A 12,979-nucleotide genomic window follows, 5' to 3' on the forward strand; every position below is an offset into this window, starting at 1 on the left:
GCCGGGGGGGGGGGGGCGCCCGCCCCGGGGGGGGGGGGGGGGCGCCCCCCCCGGGGGCGGGGCGGGGGGGGCGGGGGGGCGGGGCGGGGGGGGGCGCGGGGCGGGGCCGGCCGGGGGCCGGCCGGGTGGACGGTGGGCACGGGGGAGCCGACCGGCCACCCGGAGTCTTCGGGTGGTGTTGCGGTGGTGCGGTCCGGGTGGGCGGCGAGCCCGGGGGGATTCGCTCGCCGCCCACCCGGAGTTCGGGGGTTACTTCGGGGCGCTCCGTTCGTCCTGCGGATCGGTGCGGGACGGGTGGGGCACCACCGGGGTGACGGCGGCGGGCGGGGCGGGCAGGGTCGCGTTGCCCTTGCCGTTCTGCTTGCCGCCCTCGCCGCCGTTCTGGTTGTTGCCGTTGCCGCGGTCGCCCCCGGGGGTGGCGCGGCCCGGTTCGTGGGGCCGGCCGGTGGCGCCCGTACGGCCGTCGCCGCCCTCGCCGCAGTACTCGGCGACCTTGCCGGCCTCTCCGGCCGCCTCGATCAGCGCCCGGAACTGCGGCTCGACGACCACCCGGTCGGGGCTCTCGCCCTTGCCCGTACGGTCGGTGAAGCCTCGGCAGAGGGCGGCCAGCGGGGCCGGGACCTCCTCGCCGCGCCCGTCCGCCGAGGGGGTGCCGGGGTTCGGCACGGCGGACGGGCCGACCGCCTGCGGTCCGGCCGAGGGGGTGCCGGACGGTCGGGCGGTCGCGCCGGGGGACGGTGTCCCGGTGGCGGAGCCGGGCGTGAAGCCCGAGGTGGCGGTGCCCGGGGTGCCGTCCGTGCCCGTCAGGATGTGGGCCGGTTCGGTGGGCTCGCCGCCGCCGAGCGCGAGGTTGCCCGTCCCTGCGGCGACCGCGACGCCGCAGAGCGCGGTGGCGCCCAGCACGGCGGCAGTGGCCTTCGTGCTGAAGGCCCTGGCCAGCGCGGCGGTCGCCATCGATCGTCTCCGGACGGGTGCGGTCACTACGGGGTCGGACGCGAGACGGGCCTCCCGGAACGCGGCCAGTGCGGCCTCCTCCCCGGCCAGTTCCCCGGCCGTCGCCGGGGCGGCGGCCGCGGCCAGTACCCGGGCGACGGGCCCGGGGCCGTCCGGTCCGGTGAGGGAGTCGCCCTGCCCGGCCGACGGGCCGCCCACGGCGCCGCGGAGCAGGTGCTCGGCGGTGTCACGGTCGATCCGGCGGGATCGGTTGGTGCTCATCTCATGTCCTTCAGCGTCGCGGCGCGGTGTTCCGTCACACCTTGGGGAGAAGTTTTTTTCGCGGATCTCCGGACGGGTTGCGCCGACCGTTCCGAGGCCGCCGGAATCCCTGCGGCCAGGGGCTGGTCGAGCAGCTTGGCGAGCCGGCGAAGGCCCCGGTGGGCGGCCATCCGGACGGTGCCAGCCCGCTTGCCGAGCACCCGGGCGGCGCTCTCGGCGTCCAGTTCCATGACCACCCGCAGCAGGACGGCCTCGGCCTGGTCGCGCGGCAGCCGGGAGATCAGCGCCAGCGCGTCGGCGGTGCCGACCGTGGTCAGGGCGGCGCGGGCGGTGTCCTCGCCGCCGGCGAGTTCGACGAGGTACTCGAAGGGCAGGTCGGCGACGGGCCTGCGGCGGCGGGCGCGCAGGTGGTCCAGGGCGCGGTGGCGGGCGATGGTGGCGGCCCAGCCGCGGAAGCCGTCCCCGTCACCGGAGAAGCCGCGCAGGTCGCGGGCGATCTGCAGCCAGGCCTCCGAGGCGATGTCCTCGGCGTCCTGGGCGTCCTCGGGCCGGCCGCCGACCAGCACCCGCAGGTAGCGCAGCAGGCCCGGCTGCACCGTCCGGAAGAGCAGCCGGAACGCCTCCTCGCTGCCGCCCTGGGCGGCCCGGACGGCCTCGGTCAGCTCGGCGGGATCGGGGGCCCGGCCCGGTGACGGGCCGTCGGGGGGAACCTGTCCCGGCCGACCGGGAGGCTCGCCGGGGCCCGCTGCGGGGCGTTCTGCACTCTGCACCCGCCACATGATGCGCCATTCGGGCGAACGGAACGGGTCGGATGGCGGGGGCGGGGGCCGCGGGCGTGGCGGGTCGGGAGGAAGGCGCAGGTCGGAGGGGGTGTCACGGGCGGTTCCATGACAGCTGTCATACGGATCGGGCAACGGACGGCACTGCTGCCGGGAGGGGTCCGGCGCGAAGACTGGAAGCACGACGCGGGCGGGGGCCCGCGGAAGTCAGCAGCCGGGGAGGAACCCGCCATGAGCCAGACCGTCAGTGTCCAGACCGTTCCCACCGCCACCACCGCCACCGACGCCGCCGCCGGGGCGCCGAACCCGGTGGCCTCCGCGCTGCGCCCGCTCGCCCTCGACGTGGTCGCGCCGCTGGCCGGCTACTACCTGCTGCACTCGGCCTTCGGGCTGAGCGAGTTCGCCGCGCTGGCCTGGAGCAGCGTCGTCCCGGCCGGGCGGACGGTCCTCGGGCTGCTGTCCGAACGCCGGCTCAACCTGTGGGCCTCGCTGATGCTGACGGTGAACCTGGCCGGGCTGGCGCTCACCTTCCTCAGCGGCGACGCCCGGATGATGATCGCCAAGGACGGGCTGCTGAGCGGGACGGTGGCGCTGGCGATCCTGGTCTCGGCGGCGGTCGGGAAGCCGGTGATGACGCCGATGCTGATGCCGTTCGTGACCAAGGGCCGGCGGGACCGCGCGGCCGCCTGGCAGCGGCTGGTGGAGGGCCGGGCGGCGGGCTCGCGGACCTTCCACCGGTACGAGCGGGTGTTCGCGGGCATCTGGGGCACCGCGCTGCTGACCGAGTGCGCGGCCCGGGTGGTCGGCGCCTTCACCCTGCCGGTGTCGACCATGGCCTGGCTGTCGACGGTGTTCCTGGTGGGCGCGCTGGTGGCCGGTTCGATGCTCGGTCAGATCGCCGTCGAACCGATGGAGAAGCTCGTCCGGGCCGAGGCGGAGACCGGCGCCGAGGCGCTGACGGCCGCCTGACGCGGGGCTCGTGGGACTCGAACGGCGCGGAACCATCGGGACGTTCCGGGAGTCGTGGATAACAAGGGGGTAACGGTACCCCCGGTCGAGGAAACGGGGATTCCCATGAGTCGGACGCACGCGGTGGCCGCCACCGAGGACCGCACCCTGGTGTGGGACGGCTGCCTGAACGTCCGGGACCTCGGCGGGCTGCCCACCGCCTCCGGGCGGCCGACGGCCCGGGGCGCGATCGTCCGGGCGGACAACCTCGACCGCCTCACCGCCGAGGGCCGGGAGGCCCTGCGGGAGTACGGGGTGCGCACGGTCGTCGACCTGCGGGACGCCTCCGAGCACAAGCCGCTGCTGCCACTGCCGGAGGACGTGGACCTCGTCCGCGTCCCGCTCGACGAACTGGCCGGCGAGGCCTGGTGGGAGGCGTACGGCCGGCTGGACGGCACCCCGCTGGCCTTCCGCCCGTACCTGGAGCACTGCCCGCACGCCGCCGTCGCCCTGGTCCGCGCGATAGCGGGTGCCCGGCCGGGCCCACTGGTCGTGCACTGCGGCGCCGGGCGCGACCGCACCGGCCTGGCCTCCCTGCTGCTGCTCTCCCTGGCCGGGACGGCGCCGGCCGCGATCGTCGAGGACTACCTGCTGAGCGACCCCAACGTCCGCCCGCTGTACGGGATGCTGCGCCTCCAGGACCCGTACCGGCGGATCGACACGGTGCTCGCCGAGGCCGGGACCAGCGCCGGGGCCGTGGTCGCCGGGCTGCTGGACGGCTTCGACGCGGAGGGCTACCTGCTGGCCGCCGGGGCGACTCCGGCCGAGGTGGCCGCCGTGCGGGAGCGGCTGCTGCCGGCAGTCTGAGGCCCCCTTCTCCTAGCGTCAACTGATGGTTGACGGCCCTCGGGTCGACAACCTACGGTTGACGCATGGAGAACCTCGATCCGAGCACCACTCCCGTGCGCCTCGACGACCTGATCGCCTCGATCAAGAAGGTCCACACCGACGCGCTCGACCAGCTGTCGGACGCGGTGATCACCGCGGACCACCTCGGCGAACTCGCCGACCACCTCATCGGGCACTTCGTCGACCAGGCCCGGCGCTCCGGCGCCTCCTGGACCGACATCGGCCGCAGCATGGGCGTCAGCAAGCAGGCCGCCCAGAAGCGCTTCGTCCCCAAGGACCCGGCCACCCCCGACGACCTCGACCCCAGCCAGGGGTTCAGCCGCTACACCTTCCGGGCCCGCAAGGTCATCGTGGCCTCCCAGGAGGAGGCCCGGACGGCGGGCAACAACGAGATCACCGCCGAGCACATCCTGCTCGGCCTGCTCAACCAGCCCGAGGGCATCGGCGCCAAGGCACTGGCCGCCCAGGGCGTCGGGCCGCAGGCGCTGCGGGAGACCGTCGCCCGGGTGCTGCCCGCGCCCGTCGAGACGGTGCCGCCGCTCATCCCGTACGACGCGCGGGGGAAGAAGGTGATCGGGCTGACCTTCCGCGAGGCGCTGCGCCTCGGGCACAACTACGTCGGCACCGAGCACCTGCTGCTCGCGCTGCTGGAGTTCGAGAACGGCGAGGGCGTGCTGACCGGGCTCGGGGTCGACAAGACCGAGACCGAGGCCTTCGTCGCCGAGGCGCTCGCCGCGGTCGCGGAGGCGACGCGGGAGGGCGACGCGCAGGAGTAGCGGTGCGCGGACGCGGCCGGCCCCGGGCGGGGGTTCCGCCCGGGGCCGGCCGTGTTCGGAGATCGTCCGTCGGAGGTTGCCTAGAAGCCGGAGATGGGAGTGGTGACGATCCGCACCAGGCCGTCCTCCACCGCCTCCAGGGCGGAGCGCAGGCGCAGCGAGCGGGCCGGGCCGAGGAGGTCGAGCGCCTCCTCGACGGTGGCCCAGCGGTGGTCGTCGAGCTCACCGGCCGGGATCGTCACGGGGGTGTCGTCCGCAATGGTGCCGAAGTCGAACATGAAGTGCTCGGCGGGGTGGTCGAGTTCGGCGGAGGCGTGGGTCCAGGAGATGGCCAGCAGGCGGCCGGCCTCCCGGACGATCCCCGTCTCCTCCTCCAACTCCCGCTTCGCGCACTCCACCGGGCCCTCGCCCAGGTCGATCGTGCCGCCCGGGAACTGCCAGAACTCGCGGTAGCCCGCCTTCACGATCAGGATGCGACCGGACTCGTCGCGCAGCAGGCAGCCGGCGGCCGCGTAGATCCTGGGCAGGGACGCCAGCCATTCCTCACGGGACTTCAAGGGCTCGGTCGTCACGACGGTCCTCCTGGGGCAGATCGGTAACGGGCGGCACCACTCTGCCACCGGGCGGGGACGGTGACGGATCGTCCGGCCCCGCCCTCCGGTCGGGCCCTCTGGTCGGGCCCTGCCGTCAGGCCAGGGAGGAGAGGTGCTCCACCAGGCGGTCGAAGCTGGAGTTGAGGCCGGCCTCGGCCTCCGGGCCGCGGTACATCTCCGGCACGTCCACCTGGTGCAGGACGACCTCGCAGCGGCCCTCGCCGAGGTCCTTGAAGGTCATGGTGGAGCGCATGCCCACGGCCTCCTCCTTCATGGCGATCAGCTCGTTGGGGACGAACTCGGTGATCGTCATGCGCACGGGGAAGGAGTCGCCCGTCTCGTCCATGGTCATGGTGCTGTCGTAACGGCCGCCCACGCGCGGCTCGATGGTGACGGTGTCCAGCTCGACGTGGGTGCCGACCGGGCCCCAGAAGCGGACGAACTGCTCGGGCTCGACGTAGGCGCGGAAGACGGCCTCCGGAGCGGCCGGCAGCTCGCGGGTGATGGTCAGCTCGCCCAGGTTCTCGGTCATGGTGTCGTCCGTCCTCGTTCGGTTCCGGCGCCTCGGTGGCGCGCTTTCATGGAGTAGGACCGGGGGTGCGAGCGGAACTCATCGCCCGGTCCGGGATTTTCTTCGGAGATTTTTCGGAGAGTTCCGGCGGGTTCTCCGATGAGCGCGGGCGGGGCGGGCGGTCCAAGGAGGTATGGAACCGATCCGAACCGCCGCACCCGCCCGCGCCGTCGTCTGTGACCTGGGCGCGCTGACCTCCCCCGACCTGGCCGTCGTCGACGCGCTCGCCCGGCTGCGGCTGGCGGCGGGGCGGCACGGGGTGGGGGTGCTGCTGCTGAACACCGCCGGCCCGCTGAGGGAGTTGATCGCCTTCAGCGGGCTCGCGGCGCTGCTGCCGGAGGGGGTGGACGCGGGGCTACTCGGCGGCCTCCTCGGCGGGGAGCCGGGGCGGCAGGCCGAACAGCGGGAACAGCACGTCGGTGTCGAGGAAGTTGGTGAGCCCGGTGATCCGGCCCTCTGACACCTCCGGCACGATCAGCGCCCACGGCTCGTGCCCGCCGCCCGGGCCCGGACGGTACTGGCCGAAGGCCGGGACGCCGTTGGCCGTCACCGGGAGCAGCCGGGAGCCCCGGCAGCCGTGGCCCGGGCCGAGCATCCACTCCCGGATCTCGCCCCGGCCGCGCAGCCACATCGCGAACGGCGGCATGTTGAGCGTGACGTCCTCGTGCAGCAGCGCCGCCAGGCCGTCCATGTCGTAGGACTCGAAGGCCCGGACGTAGCGGTCCAGCAGGGCGCGGTGGTCCTCGTCCAACTCCCGGGCCGGGCGGGCGGATTCGCCCCCGGCCGCGAGGACGGCGCGGGCGCGCTGGAGCGCGCTGTTGACGGAGGCCACCGTGACGCCCAGCAGTTCGGCCACCTCGGCGGCCTTCCAGGCGAGCACCTCGCGCAGGATCAGCACCGCGCGCTGGCGGGGCGCGAGGCGCTGGAGCGCGGCGACAAAGGCGAGCTTCACGGACTCGCGCTGGGCGGCGACGTCCGCCGGATCCCCCGTTTCGGGGAGCACCCGGCCGTCCGGAGCCGGGCCTATCCACGTGACCTCGGGGAGCTGGGTGTCGCTCGCCGTGGCGACCGTCACCGGGCCGGCGAGGTCCATCGGGCGGGCGCGGTTGTTGCGGCCGTTCAGCGCGTCCAGGCAGACGTTGGTGGCGATCCGGTACAGCCAGGAGCGGAGGGCCGCGCGGCCCTCGAAGCCCTGGTGGTGGCGCCAGGCGCGGATCATCGTCTCCTGCACCGCGTCCTCGGCCTCGAAGACGGAGCCGAGCATGCGGTAGCAGTACCCGGTCAGCTCGGTGCGGTGCCGCTCGAGCTGGACCTCCACCGGCTCCGCGGTGATCACTTCGGACATGGTGCGCCCCCGTGCGTGCTCTGGTCCTGACGTGCCGGACGAACCTAGCGCGTGCCACTGACAACCGTCCGAACAGGCGTCAAGGGCGGGCCGACCGGCGGGTTTCCGGTCGGCCCCGGGCGTACGGTCAGCGGGCTCGCGGTCAGTGGGCTCGCGGTCAGTGGGCGGAGTGCTTCTCGGCGCCGCGGTGGCGGTGCCCCTTGAGTTCGGCGTGCATCGACGGGGCGGCGTGCATCACGGTCGTCGCCGCGTCGCGGCCGCCGTGGCGGAAGGCGTCGGCCCCGGACGGCCCGGCGGCGGCGCGGGCGGCGATGCCGGCTCCCGGCTGCGGCCCGAGCATGCCGGGGTCGGTCGCCATGCCGCGGCGCTCCAGCAGGTCCTGGGTGCCCTGGCGGAGCTGGGCGGTGCTGCCCGGTGATCGTCTGGTCATCGTCGGCCTCCCTTCGGCGGGCGCCGGCCGGACGGAGGCGTCGGGCGGGGCCCGTACGGGCGTTATGTCCGGATTTTATCGATCCTGGGCGCCCGTGCCACTCGAACGGGCGCAGGGCCCTGAGGGCCCGCCGTCAGCCCATGACCTCGTGGACGAAGCACCAGCGCCAGTCCTCCCCCTGCTCGTAGGAGCGGATCACCGGGTGGGAGGTGTCGTGGAAGTGGGCGGTGGCGTGGCGCTGCGGCGAGAAGTCGCAGCAGCCGATGTGGCCGCAGTCCAGGCAGATCCGCAGGTGCACCCAGTCCCGGCTGCCGTGGGCCAGGCAGTCGGCGCAGCCGTCGACGGGCGGGAGGGGCTCGATGGTCCGGGGTGCCGCGGCGAGGTCTTCGCAGGCGCTCATGGTCGACGAGGGTAGTGACGGGCCGTGCCCGGCCGGTTCACGACACGCCCGGCGCGGGGGTGGGGGCCGATCCGGCGGCTGATCCGGGGGCCGATCCGGGGGCTGCCCCCGGGGCCGTCCAGCTCGCCAGCAGGGCCAGCTTCTGGGCGGTGGGCGAGCCCGGCTCGGCGGTGTAGGCGACCAGGATCTGGCCCGGGGAGCCGTTCACCTCCAGGGTCTCGAAGCCGAAGTCGAGTTCGCCGACCAGCGGGTGGTGGACGAGCTTGACGCCGCTGGTCTTCTCCCGGACGACGTGGTCCGCCCACAGCCTCCTGAACTCCTCGCTGCGCAGCGACAGTTCGCCCACCAGGGCGCCGAGCGCCGGATCGTCCGGGTGCAGGCCCGCGTCGTGGCGCAGCAGGGCGACGGTCTCGGCGGCGACGGCCTCCCACTGGCGGTAGTAGTCGCGGGAGGCGGGGTCGAGGAAGACGTGCCGGGCCTGGTTCGGGGTCCCGGCGCCGTCGGTGCGGCCGGAGAAACGGTTCACCGCGTCGCCGAGCGCGTTCCAGGCGAGGACGTCGCCCCGGCGGCCCAGCAGGAAGGCGGGCACTCCGGCCATCAGGTCCAGCAGCAGCCGCGTCCCGGGCCGGACGGCCTGCCGGCCCCGCGCCCTCGACGGCGCCTGCGGACGCGGCGGGCGGGCCAGCGCGCGCAGGTGCGCCGTCTCCACCTCGTCCAGCCGCAGCACCCGGGCCACCGCGTCCAGCACCGCGTCCGAGGCGCCGCCGCCCCGGCCCTGCTCCAGGCGCACGTAGTAGTCCACGCTCACGCCCGCCAGCTGCGCGACCTCCTCCCGGCGCAGGCCCTGCACCCGTCGGCGGCCGTACGAGGCCAGGCCCACGTCCTCCGGCAGGATGCGGGCCCGGCGCGAGCGGAGGAAGTCCCCCAGGGTGTTCTCCATGCCCGGCAGGGTAGCCCCGGGCGGGCGCGCGCAGGGTGGTCCTGCCGGTCCCAGGAACCCGCGTCCCAGGACGGGTTGAGCCCTGGGTGGGCGCGCGCAGCGGGCGCAGGGTTGTCCCCGTCACCCCCGCCGAACCGACCAGGGAGCGCCCGATGACCTACCCCGCCCTCGCCCACCGCACCGCCGTCGTCACCGGAGCCGCCAGCGGCATGGGCGCCGCCACCGCCCGCCTCCTCGCCGCGAACGGCGCCCGGGTCGCCCTCCTCGCCCGCCGCGCCGACCGGCTGGAGGCCCTGGCCGCCGACATCGCCGCCGACGGCGGGCAGGCCCTCACCGTGGCCGCCGACATCACCGACCAGGCCTCCGTCGACGCCGCCGCCGAGGCCGTCCACGCCGCGTACGGGAGCGTCGACCTGGTCGTCAACAACGCCGGGGTGATGCTGCCCAACCCCCTCGCCGACGGCCGGATCGACGAGTGGACCCGCATGGTCGACACCAACCTCACGGGCGCGCTGCGGATCGTCCGCGCCTTCACCGCCGACCTGGTCGGGGCCGCCGCCCGGGGCCGCGCCGCCGACCTGGTCAACGTCTCCTCCATCGCCTCGCACGTCGTCTTCCCGGACTACGCGGTGTACGGCGCCACCAAGGCCGCGCTCACCCAGCTGTCCGCCGCCCTGCGCACCGAACTCGGGCCGCGCGACGTCCGGGTCAGCTCGGTCGAGCCCGGGCTCACCGACACCGAACTCGGCGGGCACATCGACAACCCGGCCCTGCGGGACCAGCTCAACGGCATGTTCCGGGCGATCCCCGCCCTGGGCGCACAGGACGTGGCCGACCTGATCGCGTACACCGTCAGCCGGCCCCCGCACGTCAACCTGCGGCACCTGGTGGTGCTGCCAACCCGGCAGGCGTAACGGCCGGGCGGGGCAGCGCGGTTCAAGATCCCCGACGGCATGGCAGCATGCCCCCGTGACGATCGTGACGGGGAGAGCGAGCGGCGTGCGGGGCGAAGCGGGGGGCGACGGGTCGGCGGGTGCCACGGGGGCGCCGGGAGCGGACAGCGGGCGGGTGCGGCAGCCCGCCGCCCTGCTCCGGCTGCTCGCCGGGATCGCCGTCGTCGCGCTCACCCTGCTGTTCGCCGACTACGCCCGCGCCACCACCGGCGGTCTCGCCTCCGACGTCGCCGGCGCCGCCGCCTTCGTGCCGCGGCCGCTCGCCCGGCTCGCCGAAGGCCTCACCACCGCCGCCGTGCTGCTCGTGCCCGTCGGGCTCGCCGCCCGGCGCCTCCTCGGGCCCGACCGGCGGCGGGCCCTCCAGCAGGTCTCCGACGGGCTGCTCGCCGCCGTCCTCGCGTACGGCGCCACCCTGCTCCTCGACCTCGGCTGCGACCGCCTCGCCCCCGACTCCCTCCTCGCCGCACTCACCCGGCCGCTGCCCGGCGACGGGGACGGGCACACCGCCGCCGTGTACGGCTACCTCGCGCCCGTGCTCGCCTTCATGACCGCCTCCGGCAGCCGCGAACGCCGGGCGCCCTGGGCCGTCCTCGCCCTCTCCTGCCTCGCCGGGCTCGCCGGCCGCTACACCACCCCCAGCGCGCTGCTGCTCGGGCTGCTCGCCGGGTGGACCGTCGCCCACGGCACCCTCTACGCCGTCGGCACCCCCGACCCCCGGCCCCGGCCCGGCGAGGTGCTGCGGGCCCTGCGGGAGAGCGGGCTGCGGCCCGTCGAGGCGAGGCCCTCCGGGCCCGACCGCTACCGCGTCCGGCAGGCCGAGGGCCTGCCCGGGCTCGACGTCCAGCTCCTCGACCGGCAGGCCGTCACCGCCGCCGCCGTCCGGCGCGCCTGGCGCCGCCTGTGGCTGCGCACCGCGCCCCACCCCCGCACGCTGCGCTCCCCGCGCACCGGTCTGGAGCACGAGGCCCTCGTCACGTACGCGGCGCTCGCCGCGGGCGTCCGCACCCGGTGCATCGCGGCCACGGCGGGGATCGGGCCCGACACCGCGCTCATCGCGTACGAGCACCTCGCCGGGCGCACCCTCGACCGGCTCTCCGACGAGGAGCTCACCGACGACCTCCTCACCGACGCCTGGCGGCAGCTCGCCCTGCTCCAGCGCCGCGAGATCGCCCACCGGGCGCTGGTGCCCTCGGCGGTCGTCGTCGACGGGGAGGGGGCGGTGCACCTCGTCGACTTCGCGGACGGGGACATCGCGGCCGGCGAACTCGTCCTCGCCTGCGACATCGCCCAACTGCTCGCCCTCCTCGCCCTCCGCGTGGGCGCGGAGCGCGCCGCCCGCACGGCCGTCACCACCCTCGGCCCCGAACCCGTCCTCGCGGCCCTCCCCCTCCTCCAACCCATCGCCCTCCCCCGCCCCACCCGCCAGGCCCTCAAGCGCCACCCGGCGGAGCCCGGCGGACCGCTGCCGAGGGCGCGCGTGGCGGGGGACGCCGCCCCCGCGACCGGCGGAGGCGACACCGCCGAAGCGGCAGCCGCCCGTACGGCGGCGAACCCCGGCGGACCGCTGCCGAGGGCGCGCGGCGAGGCCGGGCGGGACGGCGGCGCGGGTGTGGGTGCCGCCACCGGGGAACCAGTGGTCGCTCGCGCACCGGTGAGCGGCGCGGAGCACGAGGGCGCCCGGGCGAGCCGCGTCGACGAGCGGCGGCCCGGCGCGCGCGGCGAGGCCGGGCGGGAGGACGTCGCCGGGGAAGCCGCGCCGGTGGGGTGTGAGCGGCCCGGCGGAGCGGGGTTGCTCGAGGAGATCAGGGCGGAGGTGTTGCGCGGCCGGGCGCAGGGGGTGGGGCGGCCGGTGAGGGTGGAGCGGTTGCGGCCGCGGACGGTGGTGGCCGTCGTGGGCGGGGTGGTGGCCGGGTGGCTGCTGGTGCTGCAGTTCTTCGACGCGGAGCGGAACCCGGTCGCGGTGCTGGGCGACGCCGATCCGGGGTGGCTGCTGCTGGCGCTGCTGGCCGCGGCGGCGAGTCACGTCGCGGCGGGGATGGGGTTCGCCGGGTTCGTGCCGGAGCGGCTGGACTTCCGCAACGTGGTGCTGGCCCAGGTCGCCGGGTCGTTCGTGAAGCTGGTCTCGCCCGGGGGCGTGGGCGGGATCGCGCTGAACACCCGGCTGTTGCAGAAGGCCGGGATCCCGACGGCGCAGGCGCTGTCCAGCGTCGGGGTGGGCAACCTGATCGGGCTGGTCCTGCACGTGCTGCAACTCGGCGCGTTCGTCTACCTGTTGGACGTCCTGCCGGGCTCGTCGGAGCTGGACGCGCTGCCCGCCGTGGTGGGCGGGCTCGCGGTGGCGGCGGCGCTGCTGGCGGTGGTGTCGGCGATCCCGTCGGCCCGGCGCTGGCTGACGGCGCGGCTGCGGCCGCTGACCGCCGAGGTGCTGCCCAGGCTGCTGGACCTGCTGCGCAACCCGGGGCGGCTGGCCGTCGGGGTGGCCGGGCAGTTGCTGGTGTCGATCTGCCTGATCACCTGCCTGTACTGCTGCGCCCGCGCGATCGGCGGTGTTCCGGGCTTCGCCTCGGTGGCGGTGGTGCTGCTGGTGGGAGGCGCGGCGGGCAACCTGTCGCCGACGCCGGGCGGGGCCGGTCCGATGGACCTGATGCTGGTCGGGCTGCTGGAGAAGACGGCCCTGATGGAACAGGGCGGCGCGACGGCGACCGTGGTGCTGTTCCGGCTGCTGACGCTGCTCCTGCCGGTGCTGCCGGGGTGGGCGGCGATGGCCTGGCTCCGGCGCCGTCAAGCGCTGTGACGGCCTAATCCCGGTACTCGTCCTCGTCGAGCTGCACGACGCGGCTCTGCTCGGCGGCGTCCGCGAGGTCCGTGGCCGGGTCGGCGCCGACGGCCCGGCGTTCGGCGACCTCGTCGTACTCGTCGCCCTCGGGGGCCGCCTCGTCCGGCTCGACGGTCTCGTCGATCAGGTAGTCCTCGTGGTTCTGCGGCATGGTGTCCGTCCTCGCTGGTGGCGGTACTCGCAGTATCCGCCGCCCCGCCGCCGGGCGCGACGGCAGCGGGCGAATTGACCCATGGAAATGGACGCGGAATGACCCAGGAAAGGGGTGCATTTCGCACCTAGAG

The 12,979-nt window shown here is 75.5% G+C and carries 15 protein-coding genes; 6 read left to right on the top strand and 9 right to left on the bottom strand.

The window, feature by feature from the left end; genetic code table 11:
• Positions 1 to 249: 249 nt before the first annotated feature.
• A complete protein-coding gene (locus tag ACIRRS_RS27045; protein ID WP_402975802.1) occupies positions 250 to 1,215 on the bottom strand; it encodes a hypothetical protein in 966 nt (321 codons plus the stop codon).
• The gene (locus tag ACIRRS_RS27050) at positions 1,212 to 1,994 is read right to left on the bottom strand and encodes an RNA polymerase sigma factor (protein ID WP_402975804.1); all 783 of its coding nucleotides are present in this window, start codon (positions 1,992 to 1,994) and stop codon (positions 1,212 to 1,214) included. The genes ACIRRS_RS27045 and ACIRRS_RS27050 overlap by 4 nt, the downstream gene beginning before the upstream one ends.
• Before the next feature lie 231 nt (positions 1,995 to 2,225).
• Between ACIRRS_RS27050 and ACIRRS_RS27055 the strand changes: the two genes are divergently transcribed.
• From ACIRRS_RS27055 to ACIRRS_RS27065, 3 genes are all read left to right on the top strand, one after another.
• Positions 2,226 to 2,963: a VC0807 family protein gene (locus ACIRRS_RS27055; RefSeq protein ID WP_402975806.1), complete on the top strand. Its 738-nt coding sequence runs from the start codon at positions 2,226 to 2,228 to the stop codon at positions 2,961 to 2,963.
• 105 nt (positions 2,964 to 3,068) lie between these two features.
• The gene (locus ACIRRS_RS27060; RefSeq protein WP_402975808.1) at positions 3,069 to 3,809 is read left to right on the top strand and encodes a tyrosine-protein phosphatase; all 741 of its coding nucleotides are present in this window, start codon (positions 3,069 to 3,071) and stop codon (positions 3,807 to 3,809) included.
• A 65-nt stretch (positions 3,810 to 3,874) separates the two neighbouring features.
• Positions 3,875 to 4,627, top strand: coding sequence for a Clp protease N-terminal domain-containing protein (locus ACIRRS_RS27065; RefSeq protein WP_402975810.1), 753 nt, complete (start codon positions 3,875 to 3,877; stop codon positions 4,625 to 4,627).
• Between the two features lie 80 nt (positions 4,628 to 4,707).
• On the opposite strand, the gene ACIRRS_RS27070 is transcribed toward ACIRRS_RS27065, so the two are convergent.
• Entirely contained in the window at positions 4,708 to 5,199 is a 492-nt protein-coding gene (locus ACIRRS_RS27070; RefSeq protein ID WP_402975812.1) for an NUDIX domain-containing protein, read from the bottom strand.
• A 115-nt stretch (positions 5,200 to 5,314) separates the two neighbouring features.
• Positions 5,315 to 5,752, bottom strand: a complete 438-nt coding sequence (locus ACIRRS_RS27075; protein ID WP_402975814.1) for an SRPBCC domain-containing protein — start codon at positions 5,750 to 5,752, stop codon at positions 5,315 to 5,317.
• 172 nt (positions 5,753 to 5,924) lie between these two features.
• On the opposite strand from ACIRRS_RS27075, the gene ACIRRS_RS27080 reads away from it, so the two are divergent.
• Positions 5,925 to 6,251 (top strand): hypothetical protein, encoded by a 327-nt coding sequence (locus ACIRRS_RS27080; RefSeq protein ID WP_402975816.1) that lies wholly within the window; start codon positions 5,925 to 5,927, stop codon positions 6,249 to 6,251.
• On the opposite strand, the gene ACIRRS_RS27085 is transcribed toward ACIRRS_RS27080, so the two are convergent.
• From ACIRRS_RS27085 to ACIRRS_RS27100, 4 genes are all read right to left on the bottom strand, one after another.
• Positions 6,147 to 7,136: a sigma-70 family RNA polymerase sigma factor gene (locus ACIRRS_RS27085; RefSeq protein WP_402975818.1), complete on the bottom strand. Its 990-nt coding sequence runs from the start codon at positions 7,134 to 7,136 to the stop codon at positions 6,147 to 6,149. The two genes, ACIRRS_RS27080 and ACIRRS_RS27085, sit on opposite strands and share 105 nt — an antisense overlap.
• A gap of 157 nt (positions 7,137 to 7,293) precedes the next feature.
• Positions 7,294 to 7,566, bottom strand: coding sequence for a hypothetical protein (locus ACIRRS_RS27090; protein WP_402975820.1), 273 nt, complete (start codon positions 7,564 to 7,566; stop codon positions 7,294 to 7,296).
• Between the two features lie 133 nt (positions 7,567 to 7,699).
• A complete protein-coding gene (locus ACIRRS_RS27095) occupies positions 7,700 to 7,966 on the bottom strand; it encodes a UBP-type zinc finger domain-containing protein (protein WP_402975822.1) in 267 nt (88 codons plus the stop codon).
• Positions 7,967 to 8,003: 37 nt separating this feature from the next.
• A complete protein-coding gene (locus ACIRRS_RS27100; protein ID WP_402975824.1) occupies positions 8,004 to 8,906 on the bottom strand; it encodes a helix-turn-helix transcriptional regulator in 903 nt (300 codons plus the stop codon).
• A gap of 152 nt (positions 8,907 to 9,058) precedes the next feature.
• Here ACIRRS_RS27100 and ACIRRS_RS27105 point away from each other — a divergent pair, with 152 nt between their 5' ends.
• On the top strand, positions 9,059 to 9,820 hold the full coding sequence (locus ACIRRS_RS27105; RefSeq protein ID WP_402975826.1) for an SDR family oxidoreductase: 762 nt from the start codon (positions 9,059 to 9,061) through the stop codon (positions 9,818 to 9,820).
• A 55-nt stretch (positions 9,821 to 9,875) separates the two neighbouring features.
• Entirely contained in the window at positions 9,876 to 12,653 is a 2,778-nt protein-coding gene (locus ACIRRS_RS27110) for a lysylphosphatidylglycerol synthase domain-containing protein (protein WP_402975828.1), read from the top strand.
• 4 nt (positions 12,654 to 12,657) lie between these two features.
• On the opposite strand, the gene ACIRRS_RS27115 is transcribed toward ACIRRS_RS27110, so the two are convergent.
• Entirely contained in the window at positions 12,658 to 12,846 is a 189-nt protein-coding gene (locus tag ACIRRS_RS27115; protein WP_402975830.1) for a hypothetical protein, read from the bottom strand.
• Positions 12,847 to 12,979 lie beyond the last annotated feature (133 nt).

The sequence above is a fragment of the Kitasatospora sp. NPDC101183 genome (assembly GCF_044767945.1).
GTDB lineage: Bacteria > Actinomycetota > Actinomycetes > Streptomycetales > Streptomycetaceae > Kitasatospora.